Annotated in this window: 28 protein-coding genes; 13 read left to right on the top strand and 15 right to left on the bottom strand. The window is 70.9% G+C overall.

Annotated features, from left to right (window positions below; genetic code table 11):
- Positions 1-67: 67 nt before the first annotated feature.
- Genes AB0J55_RS30885 through AB0J55_RS30875 form a run of 3 tightly spaced genes read left to right on the top strand, consistent with a single transcriptional unit; the run spans position 68 to position 2,226 of the window.
- Entirely contained in the window at positions 68-814 is a 747-nt protein-coding gene (locus AB0J55_RS30885; protein ID WP_364256212.1) for an SOS response-associated peptidase, read from the top strand.
- A complete protein-coding gene (locus AB0J55_RS30880; protein WP_364256209.1) occupies positions 811-1,419 on the top strand; it encodes an alpha/beta family hydrolase in 609 nt (202 codons plus the stop codon). The genes AB0J55_RS30885 and AB0J55_RS30880 overlap by 4 nt, the downstream gene beginning before the upstream one ends.
- Positions 1,420-1,464: 45 nt before the next feature.
- Entirely contained in the window at positions 1,465-2,226 is a 762-nt protein-coding gene (locus AB0J55_RS30875) for a phosphotransferase (protein WP_364256207.1), read from the top strand.
- A gap of 9 nt (positions 2,227-2,235) precedes the next feature.
- Here AB0J55_RS30875 and ybaK read toward each other — a convergent pair whose 3' ends face one another.
- A complete protein-coding gene (ybaK, locus tag AB0J55_RS30870; RefSeq protein ID WP_364256204.1) occupies positions 2,236-2,712 on the bottom strand; it encodes a Cys-tRNA(Pro) deacylase in 477 nt (158 codons plus the stop codon).
- A 192-nt stretch (positions 2,713-2,904) separates the two neighbouring features.
- Between ybaK and AB0J55_RS30865 the strand changes: the two genes are divergently transcribed.
- The 3 genes from AB0J55_RS30865 to AB0J55_RS30855 all read left to right on the top strand — a co-directional run bounded on the left by AB0J55_RS30865 (position 2,905) and on the right by AB0J55_RS30855 (position 5,576).
- Positions 2,905-3,528 (top strand): sigma-70 family RNA polymerase sigma factor, encoded by a 624-nt coding sequence (locus AB0J55_RS30865; protein WP_003059778.1) that lies wholly within the window; start codon positions 2,905-2,907, stop codon positions 3,526-3,528.
- Positions 3,525-3,845, top strand: a complete 321-nt coding sequence (rsrA, locus tag AB0J55_RS30860; RefSeq protein ID WP_003059781.1) for a mycothiol system anti-sigma-R factor — start codon at positions 3,525-3,527, stop codon at positions 3,843-3,845. Before AB0J55_RS30865 ends, rsrA begins: the two co-directional genes overlap by 4 nt.
- A gap of 210 nt (positions 3,846-4,055) precedes the next feature.
- Positions 4,056-5,576, top strand: a complete 1,521-nt coding sequence (locus tag AB0J55_RS30855) for a histidine kinase N-terminal domain-containing protein (protein WP_364256200.1) — start codon at positions 4,056-4,058, stop codon at positions 5,574-5,576.
- 354 nt (positions 5,577-5,930) lie between these two features.
- Here the strand turns inward: AB0J55_RS30855 and AB0J55_RS30850 are convergent, their stop codons facing one another.
- Complete coding sequence (locus tag AB0J55_RS30850) at positions 5,931-6,185, bottom strand: WhiB family transcriptional regulator (protein ID WP_003059797.1); 255 nt, start codon at positions 6,183-6,185, stop codon at positions 5,931-5,933.
- A 271-nt stretch (positions 6,186-6,456) separates the two neighbouring features.
- Positions 6,457-7,401, bottom strand: coding sequence for a diacylglycerol kinase family protein (locus tag AB0J55_RS30845; protein ID WP_364256197.1), 945 nt, complete (start codon positions 7,399-7,401; stop codon positions 6,457-6,459).
- Between the two features lie 328 nt (positions 7,402-7,729).
- Here AB0J55_RS30845 and AB0J55_RS30840 point away from each other — a divergent pair, with 328 nt between their 5' ends.
- Entirely contained in the window at positions 7,730-8,200 is a 471-nt protein-coding gene (locus AB0J55_RS30840; protein WP_364256194.1) for a hypothetical protein, read from the top strand.
- Here AB0J55_RS30840 and AB0J55_RS30835 read toward each other — a convergent pair.
- Entirely contained in the window at positions 8,197-8,679 is a 483-nt protein-coding gene (locus tag AB0J55_RS30835) for a GNAT family N-acetyltransferase (RefSeq protein ID WP_364256191.1), read from the bottom strand. The genes AB0J55_RS30840 and AB0J55_RS30835 overlap by 4 nt on opposite strands.
- 1 nt (position 8,680) lies before the next feature.
- Positions 8,681-9,268, bottom strand: a complete 588-nt coding sequence (locus tag AB0J55_RS30830) for an acid phosphatase (RefSeq protein ID WP_364256188.1) — start codon at positions 9,266-9,268, stop codon at positions 8,681-8,683.
- Between the two features lie 83 nt (positions 9,269-9,351).
- On the opposite strand from AB0J55_RS30830, the gene AB0J55_RS30825 reads away from it, so the two are divergent.
- Positions 9,352-9,825 carry a hotdog fold domain-containing protein gene (locus tag AB0J55_RS30825; RefSeq protein ID WP_364256185.1) on the top strand — a complete coding sequence of 158 codons (474 nt, stop codon included), beginning with the start codon at positions 9,352-9,354 and terminating at the stop codon, positions 9,823-9,825.
- Here the strand turns inward: AB0J55_RS30825 and AB0J55_RS30820 are convergent.
- The 4 genes from AB0J55_RS30820 to rfbC form a co-directional block, all read right to left on the bottom strand.
- The gene (locus AB0J55_RS30820; protein WP_364256182.1) at positions 9,822-10,469 is read right to left on the bottom strand and encodes a hypothetical protein; all 648 of its coding nucleotides are present in this window, start codon (positions 10,467-10,469) and stop codon (positions 9,822-9,824) included. The genes AB0J55_RS30825 and AB0J55_RS30820 overlap by 4 nt on opposite strands.
- 69 nt (positions 10,470-10,538) lie before the next feature.
- Complete coding sequence (locus AB0J55_RS30815; protein WP_364256179.1) at positions 10,539-10,973, bottom strand: MarR family winged helix-turn-helix transcriptional regulator; 435 nt, start codon at positions 10,971-10,973, stop codon at positions 10,539-10,541.
- Positions 10,970-11,383, bottom strand: a complete 414-nt coding sequence (locus tag AB0J55_RS30810; protein ID WP_364256176.1) for an SRPBCC family protein — start codon at positions 11,381-11,383, stop codon at positions 10,970-10,972. Before AB0J55_RS30810 ends, AB0J55_RS30815 begins: the two co-directional genes overlap by 4 nt.
- 59 nt (positions 11,384-11,442) lie before the next feature.
- A complete protein-coding gene (gene rfbC, locus AB0J55_RS30805; protein ID WP_364256173.1) occupies positions 11,443-12,048 on the bottom strand; it encodes a dTDP-4-dehydrorhamnose 3,5-epimerase in 606 nt (201 codons plus the stop codon).
- Positions 12,049-12,410: 362 nt separating this feature from the next.
- Between rfbC and AB0J55_RS30800 the strand changes: the two genes are divergently transcribed.
- A complete protein-coding gene (locus AB0J55_RS30800; protein ID WP_364256170.1) occupies positions 12,411-13,592 on the top strand; it encodes an NADP-dependent malic enzyme in 1,182 nt (393 codons plus the stop codon).
- 76 nt (positions 13,593-13,668) lie between these two features.
- Here AB0J55_RS30800 and AB0J55_RS30795 read toward each other — a convergent pair whose 3' ends face one another.
- On the bottom strand, positions 13,669-15,081 hold the full coding sequence (locus AB0J55_RS30795; protein ID WP_364256167.1) for a bis-aminopropyl spermidine synthase family protein: 1,413 nt from the start codon (positions 15,079-15,081) through the stop codon (positions 13,669-13,671).
- Positions 15,082-15,173: 92 nt separating this feature from the next.
- Here AB0J55_RS30795 and AB0J55_RS30790 point away from each other — a divergent pair, with 92 nt between their 5' ends.
- Genes AB0J55_RS30790 through AB0J55_RS30775 form a run of 4 tightly spaced genes read left to right on the top strand, consistent with a single transcriptional unit; the run spans position 15,174 to position 18,485 of the window.
- A complete protein-coding gene (locus AB0J55_RS30790) occupies positions 15,174-16,259 on the top strand; it encodes an ATP-binding cassette domain-containing protein (RefSeq protein WP_364256164.1) in 1,086 nt (361 codons plus the stop codon).
- Positions 16,256-16,924, top strand: a complete 669-nt coding sequence (locus AB0J55_RS30785; protein WP_364256161.1) for an ABC transporter permease subunit — start codon at positions 16,256-16,258, stop codon at positions 16,922-16,924. The genes AB0J55_RS30790 and AB0J55_RS30785 overlap by 4 nt, the downstream gene beginning before the upstream one ends.
- On the top strand, positions 16,921-17,604 hold the full coding sequence (locus tag AB0J55_RS30780) for an ABC transporter permease subunit (RefSeq protein ID WP_364256158.1): 684 nt from the start codon (positions 16,921-16,923) through the stop codon (positions 17,602-17,604). The genes AB0J55_RS30785 and AB0J55_RS30780 overlap by 4 nt, the downstream gene beginning before the upstream one ends.
- The gene (locus tag AB0J55_RS30775) at positions 17,601-18,485 is read left to right on the top strand and encodes an ABC transporter substrate-binding protein (RefSeq protein ID WP_364256155.1); all 885 of its coding nucleotides are present in this window, start codon (positions 17,601-17,603) and stop codon (positions 18,483-18,485) included. Before AB0J55_RS30780 ends, AB0J55_RS30775 begins: the two co-directional genes overlap by 4 nt.
- On the opposite strand, the gene AB0J55_RS30770 is transcribed toward AB0J55_RS30775, so the two are convergent.
- The 5 genes from AB0J55_RS30770 to AB0J55_RS30750 all read right to left on the bottom strand — a co-directional run bounded on the left by AB0J55_RS30770 (position 18,475) and on the right by AB0J55_RS30750 (position 26,232).
- Positions 18,475-20,100 carry a GTP-binding protein gene (locus tag AB0J55_RS30770; RefSeq protein ID WP_364256152.1) on the bottom strand — a complete coding sequence of 542 codons (1,626 nt, stop codon included), beginning with the start codon at positions 20,098-20,100 and terminating at the stop codon, positions 18,475-18,477. The genes AB0J55_RS30775 and AB0J55_RS30770 overlap by 11 nt on opposite strands.
- A 126-nt stretch (positions 20,101-20,226) precedes the next feature.
- Complete coding sequence (locus AB0J55_RS30765) at positions 20,227-20,832, bottom strand: LysE family translocator (RefSeq protein ID WP_364256150.1); 606 nt, start codon at positions 20,830-20,832, stop codon at positions 20,227-20,229.
- Positions 20,833-20,881: 49 nt separating this feature from the next.
- Positions 20,882-21,841: an LLM class flavin-dependent oxidoreductase gene (locus AB0J55_RS30760; RefSeq protein WP_364256147.1), complete on the bottom strand. Its 960-nt coding sequence runs from the start codon at positions 21,839-21,841 to the stop codon at positions 20,882-20,884.
- Positions 21,842-21,855: 14 nt separating this feature from the next.
- The gene (locus tag AB0J55_RS30755; RefSeq protein WP_364256144.1) at positions 21,856-22,374 is read right to left on the bottom strand and encodes an N-acetyltransferase; all 519 of its coding nucleotides are present in this window, start codon (positions 22,372-22,374) and stop codon (positions 21,856-21,858) included.
- Positions 22,375-22,527: 153 nt separating this feature from the next.
- Positions 22,528-26,232, bottom strand: coding sequence for a multifunctional oxoglutarate decarboxylase/oxoglutarate dehydrogenase thiamine pyrophosphate-binding subunit/dihydrolipoyllysine-residue succinyltransferase subunit (locus tag AB0J55_RS30750; protein WP_364256141.1), 3,705 nt, complete (start codon positions 26,230-26,232; stop codon positions 22,528-22,530).
- Between the last annotated feature and the right edge of the window lie 116 nt (positions 26,233-26,348).

Genomic DNA, 26,348 nt, shown 5'->3' with positions numbered 1-26,348 from the left:
GCTCGCCAGGGCCCTGGCCTGCGTGTAACGATGGCGTCCCGGACGTATCCGGCACGAGGAGGTTGGGATGTGCGGCCGCTACGCCGCCACGAAGGACCCGGCGAAGCTGATCGAGGAGTTCGACGCGATCGACCTCACCGAGGGGCACGCGCGTGCCGACCACAACGTGGCGCCGACGAAGAACGTCGTGACGGTCGTGCAGCGGCACCCGCGTGACGAGGACGGCCAGGTGCTCGAGGACGAGCCGGCCGAGCGCTCGCTGCGGATGATGAAGTGGGGCCTGGTGCCGTTCTGGGCCAAGGACCCGTCGGTCGGCTCGCGGATGATCAACACGCGCGCCGAGACGGCGGCCGAGAAGCCCGCCTTCCGCCGCGCGCTGGTGTCGCGCCGCTGCCTGGTGCCGGCCGACGGCTGGTTCGAGTGGCGCCGCACGGGCAAGGAGAAGGAGCCGTTCTACATGACGTCTCCCGACGGTTCGTCGATCGCCTTCGGCGGCATCTGGGAGACCTGGCGGCCGAAGGACGACGACAACGCGGCGCCGCTGATCACCTTCTCGATCATCACGACCGACGCGGCGGGCCAGCTCACCGACGTCCACCACCGGATGCCGCTGATCGTGCCCCGCTCGCACTGGGACGGCTGGCTCGACCCGGACCGCGAGGACGTCACGGACCTGCTGGTCCCGACGCCGGACGACATCGTGGCGTCGCTGGAGCTGCGGCCGATCTCGAGCCGCGTGAACAACGTCCGCAACAACGGCCCCGAGCTGCTGGAGCGCGTCGACCCGGCGCACGAGAGCACTCTCTTCTCATGACGGCCCTCGAGATCGACACCGCCTACGGCCCGGCGCGGGTCTACCTGCACTGCGCCGAGGAGGGCACGGCGGTGCTGATGCTCGGCCACGGAGCGGGCGGCGGCCTCGACGCGAAGGACCTGGTGGAGGTGACCCGCGCGGCCCAGGCGGCCGGCGTGCACGTGGCCCTGGTGGAACAGCCGTACCGGGTGGCGGGCCGCCGCGCCCCGGCCCCGGCGAACCAGCTGGACACGGCCTGGCTGACGGTGGCGGACGAGTTGTCGGAGCGCTTCGACGCCCTGCCGTTCGTGTTCGGCGGCCGGTCGTCCGGGGCGCGGGTGGCGTGCCGGACGGCGTCGGCCGGGCAGGCGGTCGCGGTGCTGTGCCTGGCGTTCCCGGAGCACCCGCCGGGCAAGCCGGAGAAGACGCGCCAGCCGGAGCTGGACGCGGTGGAGGTGCCGGTGCTGGTGGTCCAGGGTTCGCGGGATCCCTTCGGCCGCCCGGCGGCCGGGCCGCATCACGAGGTGGTCGTGGTGGACGGGGACCACAACCTGTCGGCGGATTTGGAGTCGGTTTCACGGGCGGCGACGGAATGGCTGTCGCGGGTGCTGCGGCCGCTGGCCTGAAATGCGGGTGCCTGCGGGCCGCGCAACGGTTAGCGTCGTCTGCTCGTGGAGGAAATCCCGCTGACCGGCGGCAATGTGAGCGCCGGGGTCGTCCGGGTGGGCAAGACCGTGCGCCGGCCGGCCGGACCGTGGACCCCCTCGGTGCACTGCCTGCTCGAGCACCTGCGATCGGTCGGTTTTGCCGGCGCTCCCCGGCCGCTGGGGCTCGACGAGCGGGGCCGCGAGGTGCTCGAGTTCATCCCCGGTGACGTGCCCTGGCCCGGCCACGTCGACCTGCTGCTGCCCGACGCCGCGGTGACGGCCGTCGGCCGGCTGGTCCGGGAGTTCCACGACGCGGTCGCCGGCTTCGTCCCGCCCGCCGATGCGTCGTGGCAGGTCCTCATCCCCGCCGACGGCACCGAGATCGTCGCCCACCACGACCTCGCGCCGTGGAACCTGGTCGTGGGCTCGCGGCGCTGGGCGTTCATCGACTGGGACACCGCCGCCCCGGGAACCCGGCTCTGGGACCTCGCGTACGCCGCGAACGGCTTCGGGCTGCTGCCCGACGCGGTGCGACCGGACCGAGCGGCCCGGCGGTTGCGGCTCCTGGCCGACGCCTACGACCTGGCCGAGGGACAACGCCGTGAGCTGGCCCGCCTGCTCGGACCGCGAGCTCGGTCGATGTACGACTTCCTGGCCGCCCAGGCCACGGCGGGTACCGAGCCCTGGCGGCGGCTCTGGAACGACGGCCACGGCACCCATTGGCGCCGCCGGGCCGACCACCTCGACCGCCACCACGACCTCTGGTTGCGTGCGCTCCTGGCCTGAACCCGCAGCTCAGGCCGCTATCGCAGCCACCACCGCGCTCGTCAGCCGGATCAGGTCGCCCGGGGCCACCTCGACCTCCAGCCCGCGCCGGCCCGCCGAGCAGAACACCGTCTCGAACCCCTCCGCCGACTTGTCGATCACCACCGGCAGCCGGCTCCGGTGGCCCAACGGCGAGATCCCGCCCAGCACGTACCCCGTCGCGCGCTGGGCCGCCGCCGGGTCCGCCATCTTCGCCTTCTTGCCGCCCGCCGCGGCCGCCAGTGCCTTCAGGTCCAGCTGGCCCGTGACCGGCACCACGCCGACCACCAGCCGGCCGTCCACCTCCGCCACCAGCGTCTTGAACACCCGTGCGCGGTCCAGGCCCAGCGCCTCCACCGCCTCCAGGCCGTACGATTCCGCGCGCGGGTCGTGGTCGTAAGCGTGCAGCGTGTGCGCCACTTTCTGCTTCACCAACAGCGCCGTCGCCGGGGTGCCCTTGCCAGCCATGGCGGAAGTCTAGGGAATGCCCGATCCCCCCGATCGGTTGTACGGGGCGTGACCACAACGCTCGCCACCACACGCTCACGCAGCCGCCGCCGTCCCGAGGCACCGGCGAACCGCGGCGTGCCCGGTCCCCGCGTAAACTCGGGTCCGCCGTATGCGCGCACGCGCATCGACGCCGAGCGGGAAGGGAACGGTTTGCCGAGCACGCAGAACTCAGCGCCGGAAGAAGCGACCGAGGCCGAGCGCGCCGAGCGCTTCGAGCGGGACGCGATGCCGCTGCTCGACCAGCTGTACTCGGCCGCGATGCGGATGACCCGCAACCCCGCCGATGCCGAGGACCTGGTCCAGGAGACCTACCTGAAGGCGTACGCCGCCTTCGCGTCCTTCAAGGCCGGCACGAACCTCAAGGCCTGGATGTACCGCATCCTGACCAACACCTACATCAACGGCTACCGCAAGCGGCAGCGGCAGCCCGTGCAGGCGCCCACCGAGGAGATCACCGACTGGCAGATCGCCAAGGCGGAGAGTCACACCTCCAGCGGGCTGCGGTCGGCCGAGGTCGAGGCGATGGACAACCTCCCCGACACCGACGTCAAGGCCGCCCTGCAGAAGCTGCCCGAGGAGTTCCGGCTGGCCGTCTACCTGGCCGACGTCGAGGGCTTCGCGTACAAGGAGATCGCCGAGATCATGGACACGCCCATCGGCACCGTGATGTCCCGTCTGCACCGCGGCCGTGCCCAGCTGCGCGACCTGCTCGCCGACGTCGCGCGGGAACGCGGCTTCATCCGGGGCGCCAAGGAGGAGGTGGCGGGGCGATGAACGACATGTGCGAAGGCGCGTCGGACAAGGTCCGCTGCGAAGAGGCGCTCGCCGACATCTACCTGCTGCTCGACCGCGAGTGCAGCCCGGAGCGGGACGCGGCGCTGCGCGCCCACATCGAGGACTGCCCGCCGTGCCTCGAGGAGTACGGCATCGACGAGCACATCAAGCAGCTGCTGGCCCGCAAGTGCGGCGGCGACCACGCTCCGGCCGAGCTGAAGAGCCGGCTGCGCGCGTCGATCCGCCAGACCGTCGCCACCCGGGGCGGCGTCACCGTGGAACGCACCGAGATCACCCTCGAACAGCGCTCCGAGTAGCGCCCGAGCATGACGAAGGCCCCCACCCGATCGGGTGGGGGCCTTCGTCATGCCGGACGCCGGATCAGGCGTTGGGCTTCTTGCCGTGGTTCGCGCCGTTCTTCTTCCGGTCGCGACGCTTGCGGGCGCGCTTCGACATGCTCCACTCCTCGTCGTCAAAGGTTCCTGGTCAAGTGTGTCATGACGCTCCGCTCTGGTTGGATGGGGTGCGTGTCCACGCTCGCCGAACTGCTCGCCGACAACACCGGCCTCCCCGGTGAGGCGGCGGACCACCTCCAGACCGTCGTCGCCGAGTGGCAGCTGCTGGCCGACCTCTCCTTCGCGGACTTCCTGCTCTGGGTCCCGGTGACCGAGGAGCTGCAGCCGGACGGCGGCGACTTCGTCTGCGTCGCGCACGCGCGCCCGACGACGGCGCCCACCGCGCACCCTGAGGACGTCGTCGGGACGCGGTTCACCGTCGACGAGCACCCGCAGCTGGCGAAGGCCATGCGCGAGGTGCGGATCTGCCGCGAAGAGGACCCGCACTGGTACCGCGACCTGCCGATGCGGCGCGAGGCCATCCCCGTCCGGTTCCACGACCAGGTGATCGCCGTGATGAGCCGCGAGACGAACCTGGCGGCGCCGCGCGTGCCCTCGCCGTTGGAGATCGCGTACCTCGGCAGCGCCGGCGACCTGTGCCAGATGATCGTCGACGGGACGTTCCCGCCGAACGGCACCAACGCGACCGACACGCACACCTCGCCGCGGGTCGGCGACGGGCTGATCCGCCTCGATTCGAGCGGCACGGTCGTCTTCGCCAGCCCGAACGGCCTGTCCGCCTACCACCGGATGGGGCACGAGTCCGACCTGGTCGGGACGCGCCTGGCGCCGTTGACGCGGTCGCTGATCCGCGACCCGTTCGACGCGACCGAGGTGTCCCACCGGATCATCGAGGCGCTCGACGGGAAGCCGTCGAGCCGCACGGAAGCCGACTCGCGACGCGGCGCCGTGGTGCTGTTCCGCGCGCTGCCGCTGCGGCCGGCGGGCCAGGCGGCGGGCGCCCTGGTGCTGGTCCGCGACGTCACCGAGGTGAAACGGCGTGACCGCGCCCTGCTGTCGAAGGATGCGACGATCCGGGAGATCCACCACCGGGTGAAGAACAACCTGCAGACGGTGGCGGCGCTGCTGCGGCTGCAGTCCCGGCGGACGTCGTCGGAGGAGGCGCGGCTGGCGCTGGCGGAGTCGGTCCGCCGGGTGACGTCGATCGCGCTGGTGCACGAGGCCCTGTCGATTTCCGTGGACGAGCGCGTCGACCTCGACAAGCTGCTCGACAACGTGCTGCCGATGGTCGGCGAAGTGGCGACGGCGGAGTCGCAGGTCAGCATGTCGCGGAAGGGCTCGTTCGGGGTGGTGGTCGCGGAGATCGCGACGCCGCTGGTGATGGTGCTGGCCGAGCTGGTGCAGAACGCGATCGAGCACGCGTTCCCGGCGGGCCGGTCGGGCAAGGTCGAGCTGATCGTGGAGCGGTCGGCCCGCTGGCTGGACGTCGTGATCCGCGACAACGGGCGCGGCCTGCCGTCGGGGTTCTCGCTGGAACGGTCGGACGGCCTGGGGCTGCAGATCGTCCGCACGCTGGTGGAGTCGGAGCTGCGGGGCTCGCTTTCGCTGCGGAAGGTGCGGGCGGAGGGATCGTCGACCCGCGTGACGGGCACGGAAGCCGCGCTGCGCATCCCGCTGTCCCGCCGTCTCTGACTCGTGTCGTCCCTTCAATCACGCGTGTCGTCTCCCTGATCACGCGAGTCGGCTGCTCAATCACGCGTGTGCCCATTCGCCGTGTGATTGAGAGGTCGGCACGCGTGATTGAAGGGACGACACGCGTGATTGGGGGGACGACACGTTGAAGGCCCGGCACCAGGTGCGTGGTGCCGGGCCGTTCGACGTTTCGTGAGGACTTGAAGTCCCGGTGAGGTTTCGCCGCACCCGTTGCCAGGTGGTTTCGCCTCGGTTGTTAAGCTCAGACCGGGTAGGTATCACCCCAGACGGCGTGGGCACGACGAATGCCCGCCGGGTGAATTTCCTGCTCGGCCTGGGTGGATCCAGAGAAACTTAGGCGTTGGTACGCGTGCCGATGTGCGTACGGCGGCGCTTGAGCGCGCGTCGCTCGTCCTCGCTCATGCCGCCCCACACGCCCGCGTCCTGGCCGCTGGCCAGAGCCCAGGCCAGGCAGTCGGAAGCGACGGTGCAGCGGTGGCACACGGCCTTCGCCTGCGTAACCTGCGACAGAGCAGGACCGCTGGTTCCCACCGGGAAGAACAGCTCGGGGTCCTCGTCTCGGCAGGCCGCGTCGTGGCGCCAGTCCATGTTCGTGAGCTCCTTCATATGGCGCGGGAGGGCCGCGCCACAGTCGTCATGGCGGTCGTTTTTGGGTGCTTGTGAATGCTTTCACGAAGCACCGCTTTCGACAAGGGTTTCTTGGAGATCGGTGAGTCAGGTCACCCGGCCGAGCGACCCCTCTGACCTGCGGTTTCTCTCCGAAACAGCCGCCCCGGGGGAAGGCTGATGCGCTGAGTGGAGCTTCTGCGTCGACGAACGGCAGATTTCACTTTGCCGCAGGCGATCAGCGGTCCCGTCGTCACACGATTACCGACAGTGCATCCGGGACGCTGAAGAACTCCACCCTGGTCCGCTGGCCGACGAGGTCGCCGTCCACCTGGAAGTTTACCGGTTCAGCTGCGTCGATGCGGATCATCGGCACGTCGTCGTGACGCACGAGACGCCGGCCGCGTTGGTTGCTCTTCGTAGCCAAAGCTTGCCGTACATGCTTGAACACGGTGGGCAATCCCAGACCGTTCAGCGCGAACAAACCCAATCCCGTCTCGAACGAGCAACCCGGATTGAGGTGCACCGCGCGCTGCCCCAAATAACTCCACGGATCGGTGTTCGACACGAAAGCGGTCAGCGCTTCGGCGGGTTCCTCGCCCGGGATGCGGATCGTCAGGGCCGGCCTGCCCAGCGGCGGCCGGAAGTAGGAGCGGACGGCGGCCCGCAGGTACAGGCCGGCGGTCGTCTGCTTGCCGCGGCGCTTGGCGACCCGGCCGACGACGTCGGCGTCCCAGCCGAGCCCGGCGTTGAAGGTGAACCAGTGCCCGTCGGCCAGGCCGAGCCCGACGCGGCGCGAGCGGTCGTTCTCCAGGGCGTTGAGCAGCTGGTGGGTGGCCTCGAAGGAGTCCGCCGAGATCCCGAGGGCACGCGCGAACACGTTGGCCGAGCCGCCCGGGACGACACCCAAGGCGGGGATGTGACCGATTTCGGCCGGGTCGCCACCGCCTCTTCCGGAGGTCTCGGTGTCGGCCAGGAGTCCGTTGACGACCTCGTTGACCGTGCCGTCGCCGCCGTGGGCCACGACCAGGTCGATTCCGTCCCGCGCGGCCGAGCGCGCCACGGCCATCGCGTGGCCGCGGTAGTCCGTCTCGACCACGTCGAGCTTCACCTGGCTGGCCAGCGCGTGCGCCAGCACGTCCCGGCCACCGGCGGTGGTCGAGGTCGCCTGGGGGTTCACCACGAGGATTGCGCGCACCACCGCAGGGTAGGTGACTTCCGGCGGCCCGAGAACCTTCCGGCGCCTCATGGTGACGGGCGCAACCCCGGGGAACAGCACCTTCGAGACCCTGTGCCGGGCGGTCCTCCTTCACGCGCGAGTGTCCGCTCGTCGTGACAAGTGCACCCGGGCCGACCGCCCGCTCATCGACGACATCTTGATTTTCGACGCCGGGGCGGTCCCGCGAAAACGGCCGACCGGGTGGCATACGATCGAATGAGCTCACGCACGGTGACCCGCCCTGGTGGAGTCCACTGTGTCGTCGAGAACCTGTGCTCGCGCAAAGGACTCCCGGAAGGCCGCCGCAGTGAAGCTCTCGCCCGCTCCCCGTGAGGTCCGGCTGGCCGGCGTGGTCACCGCGGTGCCGTCGCTCGCCCTGCTGGTGTTCGGGGTGGTCGTACTGGTGAACGGGCTGGGCTCGACGGCGCAGCCGGGCAACAACGTCTTCGTCGAGTCGGGCACGTTCATCGTGGTGGCGCTGGCGTTCCTGGCCGCGTCGGCCGGGCTGGTCCTGGGGCAGACGTGGGCGCGTTCGCCGGGCGTGGTGATCGCGCTGATCGTGATCGGACTCGGCTGGTACCTGCTGGGCCCGTCCGGCGAGCCGCTGTGGGGCGTGCCGGTCGCGCTGTTCGGCATCGCGGCGCTGGCCCTGCTGTTCCGGCGCCCGTCCCGAGCCTGGGCGCTGGGCCTGCGCGAAGGCGAGAGCGAGACGGAAGCGGCCGAACGCGGCGGTCTCGCCGGCCGCCGCGCCGAGCGCGAAGGCCACGAAGACGACTAAGCCTGCGCGGCCAGGGCCTTCAACGGCTCGTCCGTGAGGCGGTTGACGGTCCACTCGTCCATCGGGACCGCGCCGAGGGCCTTGTAGAACTCCGTCGCCGGGTTCCAGTCCAGCACCGACCACTCGAGCCGCGCGTAGCCGTTCGCGACGCACTCCGCGGCCAGGGCCGCGAGCAGCGCCTTGCCCAGGCCCGAGCCGCGGTGGGACGAGCTGACGTAGAGGTCCTCCAGGTAGATCCCGTGGACGCCGCGCCAGGTCGAGAAGTTGAGGAACCAGACCGCGAAACCGACGATCTCGCCGTCCACTTCGGCCACGTGCCCGAACAGCTTCGGTGCCTCGCCGAACAGGGCCTCGTGGAGCTGGGGAGCCGTCAGGTGGCACTCGTCCGGCGCGCGCTCATAGTCCGCCAGTTCGTGCGCCAAGCGAACGGCGGCTTCGACGTCGTCGGGCCGGATGCGGCGGATGCGGTCGTCGGGCACGTCAGTCCTCCGCGGGCAGCAGGTTGAGGTGTTCGATCTGGGGTTCGCCGCGCTCGTCGCCGAGCACTGCGATGCCCGCCGCGTCCAGTCCGAAGTGGACGCCGGCGGTGGCGGGCAGGCCGAGCCAGCGCGCGACCAGAACCCGGCTGAAGTGGCCGTGGCCCACCAGGATCACGTCGCCGGCTTCGATGTCGCGGCGCGCCCGGTCCAGCACGCGGTCCGCGCGGGCGGAAACGTCCGAAGCGCTTTCGCCGCCCGGGCTCGGGTGGGTCCAGACCGTCCAGCCCGGCACGGTCTCGCGGATCTTCGGCGTGGTGACGCCTTCGTAGTCGCCGTAGTCCCACTCGGCGAGGTCTTCGGTGACGTCGTCGACGCGCAGCCCGGCCAGCGCGGCCGTGCGCAGGGCCCGGGCGCGCGGGCTCGACAGCACCAGCGACGGGCCGCCGACCAGGCTGCGGAGGGTGCCGCCGGCCGCACGGGCCTGGCCTTCGCCCGCCGGCGTCAGCGGGATGTCCGTGCGGCCCGTGTGCCGCCCGTTCAGCGACCATTCGGTCTGCCCGTGCCGGAGGAGGAAGAGACGGTTGGTCACGGGCCCGAATATATCCGGCGGTTTGCGCGGCGGCTGGCCGTCTGCTTAGCTACTGAACGGTAGCTTAGTTCGAGGAGACCTCCATGTCCCTGACGCCGACGTTCGCGATGTGGCACCGGCTGGCCGGGAAGCCGGGCGGGAAACAGCTGTTCAGCGCGGCAATGTGCGTGCGGGTGCCGTACTTCCGCACGGTGCTGCCGTCGGTGCGCGAGCTGCGGCCCGGCCACTGCGAGGTGACCGCACCGAAGTGGTGGGGTGTTCACAACCACATCAAGACGTTCCACGCGATCGCGGCCTGCAACCTCGCCGAGATCGCGATGGGGATGCTCGCCGAAGCCACGGTCCCCACCACGCACCGCTGGCTGCCGAAGGGCATGAACGTCCAGTACGTCGCCAAGGCGGAGACGGGCCTGCGCGCGGTCGCGTCGCTGCCCGAGCTGCCGGAGTTCGGGGCCGAGGGTTTCGACCTCGAAGTCCCGGTGACCATTTCGGACGCGAAGGGCAAGCCGGTGGTCACCGGGACGATCACCGTCTGGGTGACGCCGAAGAGGCGTTAGAGCTGCTTGTACTGCACGTACGTCGTCTGGTGGAACGTGTTCCGCCCCGACGGTGACGGCAGACCCAGCCGCCGGTCGACGAGCGGGCCGAGCACGCCGCAGCCGTGCGTGGCCGGCAGCGCGAGATCCGGGTCCACGACACCGAAGTGCATGGTCGGCGGGTTCTTCGAAAGCACCGTCGGCGGCACCGCGGGGTCGTCGTGGACGACCGTGTGCAGCACGCCGAGGGTGCAGTCCTTGCGCAGCAACGGGTGCCGCAGGGTGGCGGAGACGTCCAGTTCGCCGCGCCGCGCCTCATTGCTCTGGAAGTCCGAGTAGCCGCCGTAGTGCAGCTGCAGCGTCGTGCCCGCCAGGCCGGGGACGGTCACCGGCTCGTGCCGCAGCGCACCGAACACCTGCGCGTACTGGCCGTTCACCCGGCCTTCGCTGAACGTCAGCCGGATTTCGCCGAGCGGGATCTCGCGCTCGCCGATCGTCAGTTTTCCTTGGGAGACGAAGGCTTCACAACGCCAGGTGCCCGGATCGGCGTTCGGCGGCGGCGCCGGGCAGTCGGTGAAGTCGAACGCCGGAAGGTCCTCCGCGGACGCCGTCCCCGGCAGCAGAGCCAAAGCGGCCGCGGCCGCCCCCAGTGCGAGAAGTTTCATGGCCGTGAGCCTGCTCGGAACACCCGGCGGGGACATCCGGGATCGTCCCCAGGGTGGCCCCGGGATTCGTCAGGGGCCGAGCCGGGCCAGTGCGTCGACGAAGCTGTCGTCGGCGCCCGCGAAGAACTCGGCGTCCGCGGCTTCGACGTCCTTCAGCGCCTTCGCGACCAGTTCCAGGCCGGCCGGGGTGACTTCCAGGCGCTTCGCGCGGGCGTCGGCCGGGTCGTCGGCGCGGGCCAGCAGGCCGCGATCGGCGAGCTTGCGGACGACCTGGCTGGTCATCATCGTGTCGGTGCCGGCCTGGTCGGCGAGCTGCCGCTGGGTGGGTGGCTCGCCCGCGCGGGTGAGCCACCACGTCGTCGTCAGCAGCACGAACTGGACGTGCGTGAGGTCGTGCGGGGCCAGCGCGGCCCGCATCGCCCGCTGCCAGGCCAGCGTCACGCGCCACAGCAGGAAGCCGGGGCTGCGCTCGGGGCCCGGCAAGCGGGACTCAGGGGACGTCATACGCGTGAGCTTGCCTCAGCCAGTCGCGCCAGCGCGCGCATGGCGTCCGGGGTGTCTTCCGTGACCTGCGGGCCGAACCCCTCCGGGCCGTCGATCGTGACGCGGTAGGTGATCCGCGTGCCGCCGTCGACGTCGGTCAGCTCGTGCTCGAACCGCAGGTGCACGTCCGGCAGCACGGTCTCGTCGGTGAAGCTCCGGCCCTCGGTGACCTCGGTCAGGGTGAACGGGATCGGCGGCATGCCGTCCATCGTCATGGTGCCGCTGGTGCCGACGGCGAACGGACCGTCGATGACGACCGACCGGACGCCGGCGTCCCACTCCGGCCAGCGGCTCGTGTCGGCCCAGAGCGGCCAGATCGCGGCGGCGGGGGCGGCGGACGTCTCGCTGTGCTCGTACTCGTAAAGTGCCATGCGAGCAGACTATATGCGCGCTTACTAAAAGCGCAAGCGGCCTGGCGGCCGGAGGGTGGTCAGTTCGCCGAGCGCAGCTTGTCGTAGTAGGCGACGCAGTCCGCGTACACCGGGAGCAGCCCCTGGTCGACGGCTTCGGCGAGGGTCGGCGCGTTCCGGTCCTTGTCGGACAGGATCGGCTCGACGTCGGTGGGCCAAGGCAGGTCCAGCGCGGGATCGAGCGGCGTGATGCCGTGCTCGCCGGTGGGGTTGTACGGCTCCGAGCAGAAGTACGACATCACGGTGTCGTCTTCCAGGGCGGCGAAGCCGTGCCCGAGACCCTCCGCGAGGTACATCGCGCGGAACTCGCGCGAGTCGAGCACGACCGCGTCCCACTGCCCGAAGGTCGGCGAGCCGACGCGGAGGTCGACGACGATGTCGAGCAGCGAGCCGCGCGGGCAGTAGATGTACTTGGCCTGGCCGGGCGGGGTGTCGGCGAAGTGGAGGCCGCGGATCGTGCCGCGCCGGGACACGCTGTGGTTCGCCTGGCCGAGCCGCAGCGGGTGGCCGGCCGCCGCGCGGAAGACGTCGTCCTGGAACGGGGCGACGAACAGGCCCCGGTCGTCGGGGAACGCCCGGGGGGAGAACTCGTAGGCGTCCGGGACGCGCAGCCGGCGGAATTGCATGGCGTCACCTTATCGGGCGCCCTACAAAACCGGACGGACGTCTTGGGAATTGCCGGGGAAACGGCGCCGGTGTGACATCAACCGCACCGAGGGGTCACCCGCGGCACGGGACCTGTCACAATGGCGGGACCGCCGCGTCCGCGGCCATCGCCAGACCCACGGCACCGATGGCCGACGTGACGCCTCGCCGACAGGCCGGCGCTACCGCGCTGGGCTGCCGTGCCGGGATTCCCCCACGGTTTCCCCCTTGAGGACCGTGGTCCCAGCCCGCATGCCCAGGAGAAATTCCAGTGACCCACGTCCGAACCGCGAGTTCCGTCATTCCCACTGGACGAATGACGGAAACGACGACAGGAAACCCCATGACCGACCCCACCGGCACTGTCGCGCCGGTCACCGACGAAGAGATCTTCACCGGGCACGAGGGCGGCAAGCTCTCGGTGGCGGCCACCCGCCCCATTTCCAGCCCGCGTGACCTTTCGATCGCGTACACCCCGGGTGTGGCGAAGGTGAGCCGCGCGATCGCCGAAGACGCGGCCAAGGCCAAGCGCTACACGTGGGCGGACCGGCTGGTCGTCGTGGTCAGCGACGGGACGGCGGTGCTCGGCCTCGGCGACATCGGCGCGAGCGCGTCGCTGCCGGTCATGGAGGGCAAGTCGGTCCTCTTCAAGACCTTCGGCGGGCTCGACTCGATCCCGCTGGTGCTGGACACCACCGACGTCGACGAGATCGTCGAGACGCTGGTGCGGCTGCGGCCGTCGTTCGGCGCGGTCAACCTGGAGGACGTCTCCGCGCCGCGGTGCTTCGAGCTGGAGGACAAGCTCAAGGAGGCGCTCGACTGCCCGGTCATGCACGACGACCAGCACGGCACGGCGATCGTCACGCTGGCCGCGCTGCGCGGGGCGAACCTGGTCCTCGACCGGGCCATCGCCGACCAGCGGGTCGTGGTCTCCGGCGCCGGTGCGGCCGGCGTGGCCTGCGCGAAGATCCTCCAGGAGGCGGGCATCGGGGACGTCACCGTCCTCGACTCCCGCGGCATCATCCACCCGGGCCGGGACGGCCTGAACCCGGTCAAGCAGCGGCTGGCGGCGACGACGAACAAGGCCGGGCTCCGCGGCGGCCTGGCCGAGGCGCTGGAAGGCGCCGACGTGTTCCTCGGCCTGTCCGGCGCGACCATCGACGAGTCCCTGCTGGGCCGGATGGCGGGCGGCGGCATCGTGTTCGCACTGTCCAACCCGGACCCGGAAGTTCACCCGGAGGTGGCGGCCCGCTACGCGTCGATCGTGGCGACCGGGCGGAGCGACTTCCCGAACCAGATCAACAACGTGCTGGCGTTCCCGGGCGTCTTCCGCGGCGCGCTCGACTCGGGCGCGCGGGCGATCACGGAGAACATGAAGCTGGCCGCGGCCGAGGCGATCGTCTCGGTGGCCATGGACGACCTGGGCCCGGACCGGATCGTCCCGTCGCCGCTCGACCCGCGCGTGGCCCCCGAGGTCGCGGCCGCGGTGGCCAAGGCCGCCGAAGCCGACGGCGTCACGGCCTGACTGCCCTGCCGCGGCCGGTCGTGAGTGGTCAGGCGAGTTCTAACTCGTCTGAACACTCACGAGGGCCGCGGCAGGCTCAGGGACGCAGCAGGTCGGGCAGGCGGTGGCGGGGGACGTCGACCAGGCGCAGGTCCGTCAGGTCCTCGGGGACGTCGAGGGCGACGTTCGCCAGGCGGGCGTGGGCGCGGGTGAGGATCTCGTCCTGGTGCTCCACCGCGTCCGCCACCACCACCGCGTGGCGGTTGTCCGGTGTGCTTCGCAGGTAGCGCAGCGTGTACTTACTCCGGATGAGGTCCGCGAGGGCCGTCTGCGACCGCTCGTCCGCGAGGTCCGGGTGCGCGTTGGGGACCAGCAGCGCCAGGCGCCGGGCGTTCGTGCCCAGCAGCGTCCGCAGCAGCCACGGGCCGGGGTCGCCCGAGAGGTCCATCGCGATCGCGTCGCCCTCGGGGCCGGAGATCGACCAGTCCACCGGCCGCGACTCCAGCGCCAGCCCGCCGGAAACCGCGATCTCCTTCAGCTTCTCCAGCAGCGCCGGTTTCGTCCCGGCCGCCTCCACCGACTGCGGCCCGTGCGTGTAGATCGCCTTGCCGCCGCGCATCTTCTTGGCCTTCGCCGTCGGCTGGCAGACGTACAGGTCCGCCGCGCTGCCGATCGCCTGCGCGCCGAAGTAGCGGTTGAAGCCCGGCAGGATCGCCTCGAACGTCAGCCCCAGCGTGGCCAGCGAGCGCTGCACCTGCGCGCCCAGCGCCGGGTGGCGCGGGCTGTAGCCGTAGGCCAGCAGCAGCCGTCCTTCGCTCGGCTCGCGCAGCGCCTGCACCCCGCGCGCCGCGAACAGCCCCATGCCTTCGGGCGTGTACGGCGGATCGCTGAACACCAGGTCGAACCGGCCCGCGAAGGCCGGTGGGAGGCCGACGCGCAGGTCCGCGTGCGCCGTCGCGATCCCGCGCTCGCCGCGGTCGTCCAGGTAGGCGAGCACGCGCTCGTCGAGGTCGACGACGGTCAGCGACGCCGCCGGGCAGACCGCCCGCACCGCCAGCGACGTCAGGTCGTGGTCGCCGAGGAACAGCAGCCGCGCCGAGGCGAGGTCGTACTGCGCGTCGAGCCACAGGGCCCGGCGCAGCACGGTCTCCGGCGTCGCCTGCACGTGGTCGAGCGCGGCCAGCGGCGACGGCACCTCGGCCACCCACTCGGCGACCTTCGGCAGCAGCTCGTGCGCCGCGACGGCTTCGTCCAGCGGGTCGGCGTAGCGGGGCGCGCGGTACTGCAGGTACGACGCCGCGACGCCGGGGGCGATGCGCAGGCGGTCGCCGCTGCGGTCCAGGTCGTCGCCGAGGGCGGTGAGGACGGCCTCCACGCTGCGCCGCGGGGCCGTCGACAGCCGGACCAGCTCACCGAGGTCGTGGTCGCCGGTGCGCAGCAGGTCGAGGACGCGGTACAGCGGGCGGACGCCGACGCCGTGGGCGGCGAGGACGTCGTCGAGGGCGTTCACGGACTCCGAGCCTAGTGGTCACCTGCCGGAACAGCGTGCCAACCACCGCGTACTCGGCTACGGTCGAACCGACCGGGACATGGGGAGTGGCAGTGACCATCGAATTCCGCGACGTGACCAAGCAGTATCCGGATGGGACGGTCGCCGTCGACAAGCTGAACCTGACGGTCGAGGACGGCACGATCACCGTGTTCGTCGGCCCGTCCGGCTGCGGCAAGACGACGTCGCTGCGGATGATCAACCGGATGGTCGAGCCGACCGGCGGGCAGGTGCTGCTGGACGGCAAGGACGTCGCCGAGGGCGACCCGGCGCTGCTGCGCCGCGGCATCGGTTACGTCATCCAGCACGCCGGGCTCTTCCCTCACCGGACGGTGCTGGACAACATCGCCACCGTGCCGCTGCTTTCGGGCTGGGACAAGGGAAAGGCGCGCAAGCGGGCCGCCGAGCTGCTGGAGATCATCGGCCTGCCGCTCGAGCTCGGCAAGCGGTACCCGGCGCAGCTTTCGGGTGGCCAGCAGCAGCGCGTCGGCGTCGCCCGTGCGCTCGCCGCGGACTCGCCGGTGCTGCTGATGGACGAGCCGTTCTCCGCGGTCGACCCGGTGGTGCGCGAGGGCCTGCAGGACGAGCTGCTGCGGCTGCAGTCGCAGCTGGGCAAGACGATCGTGTTCGTCACCCACGACATCGACGAGGCCGTCCGGCTCGGCGACAAGGTGGCGGTGATGCGCGTCGGCGGCAGGCTGGCCCAGTACGGCACGCCCGCCGACGTCCTGCGTCACCCGGTGGACGACTTCGTCGCCTCCTTCGTCGGCCGGGACCGCGGCTACCGCGGGCTTTCGTTCCTCTCCGCCGAAGGCGTCGAGGTCAAGGAACTGGAGCTGGTCGAGATCGGCGCCGCGGTGTCCGCGAGCGACGGCTGGCGGCTCGCCGTCAACGCCGACAAGCACCCCCGCGGCTGGCTGCCGCCGAACTCCACTGTGGACGGCCCGCTCGCCGAAGACGACCTCGTGGCCGGCGGTTCACTGTGGATCCGGGGCACGCCGATCCGCGGTGCGCTCGACGCGGCGCTGTCGTCGCCCGCCAGCCTCGGCGTCGTCGTCGACGACGACCACCGCGTGCTCGGTGCCGTGGTCGCGCGGCAGGTCCTGGACGTGATCGAGGCGACCCCGCAGGCGTCATGAGCTTCTTCGACGAGCTCGGGCGGTACCTGAGCAGCGCGAACACGCGCGCCGAGATCCTCGGTGACCTGGGCGACCACGTGTACCTCGCGCTGCTTCCGCTGGTGCTCGGCATCGTCCTGGCCATCGCCGCGGGCTGGCTCGGCCACCGCTGGCCGCCCGCCCGCCAGGCGCTGACGGTACTGGCGAACCTGCTCTACACGATTCCGTCGCTCGCGCTGTTCGTCGTCATCCCCGGCCTGATCGGGTCGAAGATCCTCGACAGCGTCAACGTCGTCGTCGCGCTGACCATCTACACGACGGCGCTGCTGGTCCGCCCGGTGCTCGACGCCCTCGACGCGGTGCCGCCGCCGGTGATCGCCGCCGCGACCGCCGTCGGGTACAAGCCGCTGCGCCGGTTCTTCGCCGTCGAGCTGCCGCTGTCGGTGCCGGTGCTGGCGGCCGGCGTGCGGGTCGCGTCGGTCAGCAACATCAGCCTGGTCAGCGTGGGCGCGCTGATCGGCACCGGCGGCCTCGGCGTGCTGTTCACCGACGGCTTCCAGCGCGAGTACTTCTCGCCGATCGTGGCCGGCATCGTACTGACGCTGCTGCTGGCGCTGGTCGTCGACCTCGTCCTGGTCGGCATCCGGAACCTCCTGACACCGTGGGAACGGGTGAGCGCCGCATGATCACCGATCTCCTGCACTGGTTCGGCGACCCGGCGCACTGGTCCGGGCCCGACGGCATCCCGCAGCGGCTGCTGGAACACCTGGGCTACACCGCACTGTCGCTGGTGATCGCGCTGGTCGTCGCGGTCCCCTTGGGACTGTTCGTCGGCCACACGGGACGCGGTGGCGTCGCGCTGGTCAGCGTGGGCAACGCCATCCGCGCGCTGCCGACGCTGGGGCTCGTCACGTTCCTGTTCCTGCTCTTCACCGAAAGCGTCACCTCGACGATCATCGGGCTCGTCGTGCTGGCCGTGCCGCCGATCCTGGCCGGGACGTACGCCGGGCTGCAGGCGACCGACCACGGCGTGGTCGACGCCGCCGAGGGCGTCGGGATGACCGGCTGGCAGCGGCTGTGGCAGGTCGAGGTGCCGATCTCGCTGCCGCTGGTGCTGGGCGGCATCCGCAACGCCGTGCTCCAGCTCGTGGCGACCGCCGCGGTGGCCGCCTACGTCGGACTCGGTGGCCTGGGCCGGTTCCTGCTCGACGGACTGGCCATTTTGGACTACGCCGAGGTCGTCGCGGGCGCGTTGCTGACGACGTTGCTGGCCGTCGTCCTGGACCTGCTGTTCGCGGGGCTGAACCGCGCCCTGGTGCCGCGGGGCGTGCGGCTCGCCGCAGCGGCGAAGAAGGTGACCGCGTGAAACGGCTGGTCCTCCTGGTGGTTCTGGTGCTGGCGGCCGGGTGTGGCAACCCGCTCGCGGGTGGCGGTGAGGGCGGCGCGACCGGCGACATCATCATCGGCGCGTCCGACGTCGGGGAAAGCCTGCTGCTGGCCCAGATCTACGCCGGCGCGCTGCGGGACGCCGGTGCCGCGAACGTGACCGTGCGGCCGCCGGTGGGCAGCCGCGAGGTCGTCGTCAAGGCGCTGCAGGACAAGTCGCTGTCGGTGGTGCCGGACTACAGCGGGAACCTGTTGCGGTACTTCGACAAGGACACCACGGCGACGAAGCCGCAGGACGTCTACGCGCAGCTGCGGCAGAAGCTCCCCGCCGGCTTCGAGGTGCTGGACCAGGCGCCGGCCGAGGACAAGGACCTGCTCGTCGTCGGCCCGCAGCTGGCGGCTTCCGGCGTGAAGACGTTCTCGGACCTGGGCCCGCGCTGTCGCGAGCTGGTGTTCGGCGGTCCGGGGCAGTGGAGCAGCCGCTGGAAGGACAAGATCAAGGCGCTGTACGGCTGCGAGTTCAAGGAGATCCGCACGACCGACACCGGCGGCCCGGTGACGGTGGCCGCGCTGAAGTCCGGGGACGTGCAGGTGGCCGACCTGTTCAGCACGTCGTCGACGATCGCCGCGAACGGGTTCGTGCCGCTGGTCGACGACAAGAACATGTTCCCGGCGCAGAACATCGTGCCGCTGGTGGCCCGCGGGACGCTGTCGCCCGCCGAAACGGCCGCGTTGAACCGCGTTTCGGCGGCGCTGACCACCGAGCAGCTCACGCGGCTCAACGTCGAATTCACCGAGGAGAAGCGGAACCCCCTCGACATCGCCGAGGACTTCCTCGCCCGCAACCACCTCAAGTCCTAGGCTCGTACCGGTCGAACACCGTCTCCAGCACCCCCTCGCCGCGGGTGAGCCCCGGCAGGCGCCGCTGTAGGCCGTGCACTTCGGCGGCCGGGAGGTCGCCTTCGATGCGCGCCTCCGGTCCGTCCAAATTGGTCTGTTTCGGGATCCCGCGCACGCGGGCGACGGCCTGGGTGACGGCGCTGATCGTGTCGGCCGGGACGTCGAGGGTGAACCGGTGGATCGGTTCGCACTCCACCGTCCCGGCCCGGTCCAGGGCTTCCCGGAGCACGATCGGCGTCAGGTCGCGGAAGTCGCCGGCGGTGCTCGACATGCTCTTGTCGAACGTGCCGTGGGAGTGGCTTTGCCTGGCGTAGTAACCCGAGTGCGTCATGGTGACCGCGCACGCCGGGATCGACCAGCTCGCCAGCGTCGCCCGCACGGTCTCTTCGACGGCGCGGAAGAACGCCGCCGGCATGGAGCCCGGCTCGACCGCCAGCCCGAACGTGACGCCGCTGTCGGCCGGTTCGACGCGGAGGCCGACGGTGGCGAGGAAGGGGTCCGCGTCCTCGCCGATCAGCCGGACGGATTCGCCGGTGCCGGTCACCCGCTGGACGTGGATCGTGGTCGTTTCGCCGAACTCGACGTCGACGCCGTATTCGTCGGCGAGCGTCGCCTGGATGACCTCTTTCTGGACTTCGCCGTACAGGGAAAGGAGGATTTCCGAGCCGTCGACCTGCAGCCCGATCAGCGGGTCCTGTTCGGCGAGCTGGGCGAGCGCCGCGTGGAGCGCACCCTTGTCGCCGCCGGTCGTCACGACGGTCCGGAGCGTCGGCGGCGCGAACTGCCGCCCGGCCGACGCCGGGGGCTCGCCGATCGCGTCGCCGATCCGGGCGTCGAGGCCGGTGACGCGGGCGATCCGGCCGGCGGTGACCCGGTCGCGCCGGACGGCCTTGCCCTGCTCGAAGACGTGGATCGCGGTGACCTTGCCCGCCGGGAGCTTCTGCCGGACGCGCAGTGTGCCGGAGAACACGCGGACCAGCACCGCTTTCCGCTTGTCCACTTTGAACACCGTGCCGGACAGCGGGCCGCCGGAGTCCTCTTCGGACTTCGGCAGCAGGTCCACGACGGCCGCGCGGAGTTCGTCGACACCGTCGCCGGTGAGCGCCGAACCCTCGAACACGGGAGCGGGCGGCAGTTTGCGGGCGATCTCGGCCCGGACACGGCCGGGGTCGGCGCCGCGGCGGTCGGTCTTGTTGACGAAGACGACCGCCGGGATGCCGAGCCGGTCCAGTGCCCTGGCGAGCACGCGCGTCTGCGCCTGGACGCCTTCGACGGCCGAGACGACGAGCACGGCGCCGTCGAGCACGCTGAGCACCCGTTCCACCTCGGCGATGAAGTCCGGGTGGCCGGGGGTGTCGATGAGGTTGACGGTGGTGGCGCCGATCGCGAACGAGACGACGGCGGACTTGATGGTGATCCCGCGGGCGCGTTCGAGCGCGAGCGTGTCGGTCTGCGTGGTGCCGTCGTCGACGCGGCCCAGCCGGTCGATCACGCCGGCGGCCAGCAGCAGCCGCTCGGTGAGGGTGGTCTTACCGGCGTCGACGTGCGCGAGAATACCCAGGTTGAGTGTCGGCAACGAGCTTCATGTCCTCGGTGTAGGCGGTTTCGGCCAACGGGAAGAACACGAAAGCTCGGCGCATGATCACTCCAGGGGGTCGGGTCGGTTTCAAGTGAAGCAGACACCGGCACATGCGGCAACCGGTTAACGATCCACGGCCAGGCGGACGCCGAGGCCGATGAAGATGCCCCCGGTGGCGACCTCGATCCGGCGCTGGTTCTTCTTCCGCCGGACCCACCCGCCGACGCGGCCGGCCAGGACGCCGACCGCGCCGTCGACAAGGAACTCGAAAACGATCATGATCGCGCCGAGGACGGCGAACTGCAGCCAGACGTGCCCCCGCGCGGGGTCGACGAACTGCGGGAGGAAGGCGATGGTGAAGGTGACCATCTTCGGGTTGAGCAGGTTGGTGAGCAGGCCGCTGAGGTAGGCGCGGTCACTCCGGCGTTCGACGAGCGGCTTGCGGTTGCGGATGGCCTGGATGCCCAGATAAATGAGGTAGGCGGCGCCGACGATCCGCACGACGGTGAAGGCGACAGGGACGGCGGCGAAGAGCGCGGCGAGCCCGGCCGCGGCGACGGCGACGTGGATCGCTTCGCTGGTGGCGACTCCGGCCGTGGCGAGCAGGCCGGCCTTCGGGCCCCCGCGCATGCCGCAGCCGAGGATGAAGAGCATGTCCGGCCCCGGCGTGACCATCGCGACGGCGGTGGTCACGAGGAAGGCCAGGAGGAGGTGCTGGTCGACCGGCATGGCCCGATCCTCACACGCCGGCCGCGCCGCACGAACTCCTTTTCCGCCCTCAGCCCCGCACGGCCGCCGCGACGCGGGCCGCGTCCTCGATGCCCCGCTCCGGCGGCTCCTCCGGCAGGGGCAGCAGCACCACCGAGCCGCTGCCGGCTTCGTGCAGGGAACGGACCGCGGCCGCGCAGGTGTCCAGGTCGCCGCAGACGGCCAGGCGGTCGATCCACTCCGGGCGCAGGCCGGCCGCCAGCTCGTCCACTGTGGACGTCGAATCCATCAGGGCGAGCAGGTCCGCGGCGAACGGCAGGCCTTCCACCTGGACGCGCGAGCCCGGGTTCAGGGACTCCGCGACGGTGGTGCGGGCCCGCTCGCGGTCACCGAGGGCCAGCCAGTTGTAGGTGACCAGGGCGTGCGGGCCGGTGGCCGCGATGCCCGCCAGCGCCGTCCGGACGAACTCGGGCGGGGACGGCTCGGCCAGGATCGTCCCGTCCGCCGAGGTCCCGGCCACCGCCAGTGACTTCGGCCGGCGGACCCCGGCCAGGACCGGGGGCACGGTCTTCGGCGGGAACACGAGCTCGACCGCGTCCAGCTCGACGTGCCGGCCGCGCATCGAGACCCGGTCGCCGGCCAGGAGCCGGCGGACCGCCACCAGCGTCTCGTCCAGCGCCGCCAGCGGGGACGCCGGGTACGCCCCGATCTGCCGCATCCACGACGCGACGCCGTGGCCGAGCCCGCCGATCAGCCGGCCCGGGTGCAGTTCCGCGAGGGCGGCCAGCTCCATCGCCGCGATCGCCGGGTTGCGCGCCACCGCCGGCAGGACGCCGATGCCGACCTTGATGGTCGAGGTCACCGCCAGTGCGGTCGCGACGGTGGCGATGCCCGCGGCCCAGAAGCAGTCCTCGACCAGCCAGACTTCGTCGAGACCGGCGTCTTCGGCCTGTCGTGCCAGCTCGATCAGCTTGGCCGGCGGCTGCTCGCGGTTGATCCGGACACCCACGGACGAGGTCGGTGCGTACACGCGCGGCTCCTGTTTCAGATCCGGGAGAACGCGGGCGCGTACTCGAAGGCGCCCGCCTGGGTGGACTGGTACGCGGCGAGCGTCCGCGCCTGGAAGTGCGGGCCCCACGCCGGGTCCGGTGCGGTGATCGACAGGTCCGACGCCGTGACGAAGCCGAACCGTGAGTAGTAGGCGGGGTTGCCGAGGAGGACGACCAGGCCGTGGCCGAGCGCATCCGCGGCGCCGAGTACGGCGTGCATCAGCGCGGAGCCGACGCCGTCGCGTTGGTGCGCCGGAAGCACTCCGAGCGGCCCGAGGCCGACGGCGGTGGTGGTGTCCTCGCCGAGGCGGGCCCGGCTGCAGCAGACGTGCCCGACGACTTCGCTGTCGCGGACGGCGACGAGGGAGAGGGCGTTGATGAGGTCGCCGTCGGCGCGGAGTTCGTCGACGAGCGGGGCTTCGACCGGAGGGTCGTTTCCGTCGCGGCGGAAGGCTTCGCTGTGGACGGCGTGGATCGCGGCCTGGTCGGCGGGGGTCTCCCGGCGGATCAGCATGATCGTCACCTTGCCCCGAACCGGCGGGCGGGGGCAATCGGGTTTGGGCTGCGCCCCCGGTTCCACGCTACCGGAGGGCACCGACAGTTTCGGGCCCGGAACGGCGAAGGCCCCCGCACCAGGAGCGCGGGGGCCTTCGCCGTGGTCAAGCGATCAGTCGAACGCCTTCGCGATCAGGGCCTTCTGCTCCACCTCGTGCACCTTCGACGAACCCGCCGACGGGGCCGCCATCGGGCGGCGGGAGACGACCTGCAGGCCCGAGAGGACCTCCGGGAACTTCCGGGGCAGGTTCAGGCCGAAGAACGGCCACGCGCCCTGGTTCTCCGGCTCCTCCTGGACCCACGCGACCTGCGACGCGTTCGTGTAGCGCTCCAGGGCGGCCAGCAGCTTCTTCTTCGGCAGCGGGTAGTACTGCTCGATCCGGACGATCGCGACGTCGTCGGCCTCGCGCTTCGCCCGCTCCGCCACCAGCTCCCAGTACAGCTTCCCGGAGGTCAGCAGGACCTTGCGGATCTTCGCCGGGTCCGGCGTGACGTCGTCGATGACCGACATGAAGCGGCTTTCGCCGGTGAAGTCGGCGACCGCCGAGGTCGCGGCCTTGTTGCGCAGCATCGACTTCGGCGTGAAGACCACCAGCGGGCGCTGGATGCCGTCGAGGGCGTGGCGGCGCAGCAGGTGGAAGTAGTTCGCCGGGGTGGACGGGACCGCCACCGTCATCGAGCCCTCCGCGCACAGCGAGAGGAACCGCTCGATGCGGCCGGACGTGTGGTCCGGGCCCTGGCCCTCGTGGCCGTGCGGCAGCAGCAGCACGACGTCCGAACGCTGGCCCCACTTGGCCTCGCCCGAGGAGATGTACTCGTCGATGACCGTCTGGGCACCGTTGACGAAGTCGCCGAACTGCGCTTCCCACATCACCAGCGCCTCGGAGTTCGCCACCGAGTAGCCGTACTCGAAGCCGACGGCCGCGTACTCCGACAGCGCCGAGTCGTAGATCATCACGCGGCCCTGGCCGTCGGCCAGGTTCTGCAGCGGGGCGTACTCCTGGCCGGTCTTGCGGTCGATGAACACCGAGTGCCGCTGGGTGAACGTGCCGCGGCGGGAGTCCTGGCCGGACAGCCGGACCAGCCGGCCCTCCATCGCCAGCGACCCGAAGGCCAGCAGCTCGCCGAACGCCCAGTCGATGTCGCCCTCGCGGGACATCTTGTGGCGGCGCTCCATCACCGGCTTGACGCGCGGGTGCGGCGTGAAGCCGTCGGGCACCTGGACGAACGCGTCGCCGATGCGCTCGATGACCTCGGTGGCGACCGACGTCTTGACCTTGGCCGGCACCTGCTGCTCCTCCTCGACGGAGGGGCTGGCCTTCGCCGGGTGCTTCTCCAGCTCGCGGACCTCGTTGAAGACGTGCTCCAGCTGGCTGGAGAAGTCGCGCAGCGCGGCCTCGGCCTCCTCGACGGAGATGTCGCCGCGGCCGATCAGCGACTCGGTGTAGGTCTTCCGGACCGAGCGCTTCGTGTCGATGATGTCGTACATCGCCGGCTGCGTCATCGACGGGTCGTCGCCCTCGTTGTGCCCGCGGCGGCGGTAGCAGATGAGGTCGATGACGACGTCCTTGTGGAACGCCTGCCGGTACTCGACGGCCAGCTTGGCCACCCAGTGCGCGGCCTCGGGGTCGTCGCCGTTCACGTGGAAGATCGGCGAGCCGATCATCTTCGCGACGTCGGTGGCGTACTGGCTCGAGCGGGAGTGCTCCGGCGCGGTCGTGAAGCCGACCTGGTTGTTGACGATGACGTGCACGGTGCCGCCGGTGCGGTACCCGCGCAGCAGCGCCAGGTTCAGCGTCTCGGCCACGACGCCCTGGCCCGCGAAGGCCGCGTCGCCGTGCATCAGGACCGGCAGCACGGTGTAGCCCTCGCCGCCCTTGTCGAGGATGTCCTGCTTCGCGCGGACGATGCCCTCGAGCACCGGGTCGACCGTCTCCAGGTGGGACGGGTTCGCGGTCAGCGACACCTTCGTCTCGCCGTCGCCGAACATCCGGAAGTACTTGCCCTCGGCGCCGAGGTGGTACTTCACGTCACCGGAGCCGTGCGCCTGACCCGGGTCGAGGTTGCCCTCGAACTCCTGGAAGATCTGGCTGATCGGCTTGCCGACGATGTTGGCCAGCACGTTGAGGCGGCCACGGTGCGGCATGCCGATGACGACCTCGTCGAGCTCGTGCTCGGCCGCCTTGTCGAGGATGGTGTCGAGCAGCGGGATCGCCGTCTCGCCGCCTTCGAGGGAGAACCGCTTCTGGCCGACGTACTTGGTCTGCAGGAACGTCTCGAACGCCTCGGCGGCGTTCAGCTTCGAGAGCACGTACTTCTGGACCGCGGGGTCCGGCTTCTCGTGCGGGATCTCGACGCGCTCCTGGATCCAGCGGCGCTCCTCGGGGTCGAGGATGTGGGTGTACTCGATGCCGACCGTGCGGCAGTAGGAGTTGCGCAGCACGCCCAGGATGTCGCGCAGCTTCATCCGCTCCTGGCCGGCGAAGCCGCCGACCGGGAACTCGCGGTCGAGGTCCCAGAGCGTCAGGCCGTGGGACAGGACGTCCAGGTCGGCGTGGCTGCGCTGGCGGTAGTTCAGCGGGTCGGTGTCGGCCATCAGGTGGCCGCGCATCCGGAACGCGTCGATCAGCTCGATCACGCGGGCGGTCTTGTCGACCGGGCCGTCCGGGATGTCGGCGACCCAGCGGATCGGCTCGTACGGCAGGCGCAGGCTGGTGAAGACGTCGTCGTAGAAGCCGTCCTCGCCGAGCAGCAGCTGGTGGATGCGCTTGAGGAACTCGCCGGACTCCGCGCCCTGGATGATGCGGTGGTCGTAGGTCGAGGTCAGCGTCATGATCTTGCTGATGCCGAGGTCGACCAGGGTCTTCTCGCTGGTGCCCTCGAACGCGGCCGGGTACTGCATGGCGCCGACGCCGATGATGGCGCCCTGGCCGGCCTGCAGCCGCGGCACCGAGTGGTTGGTGCCGATGCCGCCCGGGTTGGTCAGCGAGATCGTGGTGCCGGAGAAGTCGTCGGCGGTCAGCTTGTTGTTGCGGGCCTTCTTGACGATGTCCTCGTAGGCCTGCCAGAACTGCAGGAACGTCATGTCCTCGACGTTCTTGACCGAGGCCACGACGAGGTTGCGCGACCCGTCCTTGCCCTTCATGTCGATGGCGAGCCCGAAGTTGACGTGCTCCGGCGTGATCGCGAACGGCTTGCCGTCGATCTGCTGGTAGTGCCGGTTCATGTTCGGGTAGTCCTTCAGCGCCCGCACCATGGCGTAGCCGATGAGGTGCGTGAAGGAGATCTTGCCGCCGCGGGTGCGCTTGAGGTGGTTGTTGATGACGATGCGGTTGTCCGCCATCAGCTTCGCCGGGACCGCGCGCACGCTGGTCGCGGTGGGGACGCTCAGCGAGGCGTCCATGTTCTTGGCGATGGCCGCCGCGGCGCCGCGCAGCTGCTTCGACTCCGGCTCTTCCTTCTTCGCCTCGGCCTTGGGCTCGGCCTTCGCGGCCGCCGGCTTCGGCGCGGCCTTGGCCGGCGCCTTGGCGGCGGGGGCCGGCTTGGCGGGCGCGGCCTGCTTGGCCGCCGACTCCGCGTTCTGCACGGCCTTGGCCGACGGCTGCGTCGCCTGGCCGTTGGTGGCCGGCTTGGCGTCGGCCTGCTGCTGCCGAGCGTTGTCCGCCTTGGCCTGCGCGTTCTGCGTCGGCTTGAAGTCCGCGAAGAAGTCGTGCCAGGCGGCATCGACTGAGGAAGGGTCGGCGAGGAACTGGTCGTACATCTCTTCGACCAGCCACTCGTTGGGGCCGAACTGTGACGCAGGGCTGCTGCTGGACACGGCTGGGGCTCGCCTCTATCCGTCTCGATCTCGATCTTGAATCCGCTGATGCGCCTACCAGGCTAACCCCCTCGGTGACCGCGATGTGATGGAACCGGCCTGTGTGAGGCGTGGCG

Source organism: Amycolatopsis sp. NPDC049688 (assembly GCF_040674975.1).
Taxonomy (GTDB): domain Bacteria; phylum Actinomycetota; class Actinomycetes; order Mycobacteriales; family Pseudonocardiaceae; genus Amycolatopsis.
This window is presented reverse-complemented; position numbering and strand designations above follow the sequence as displayed.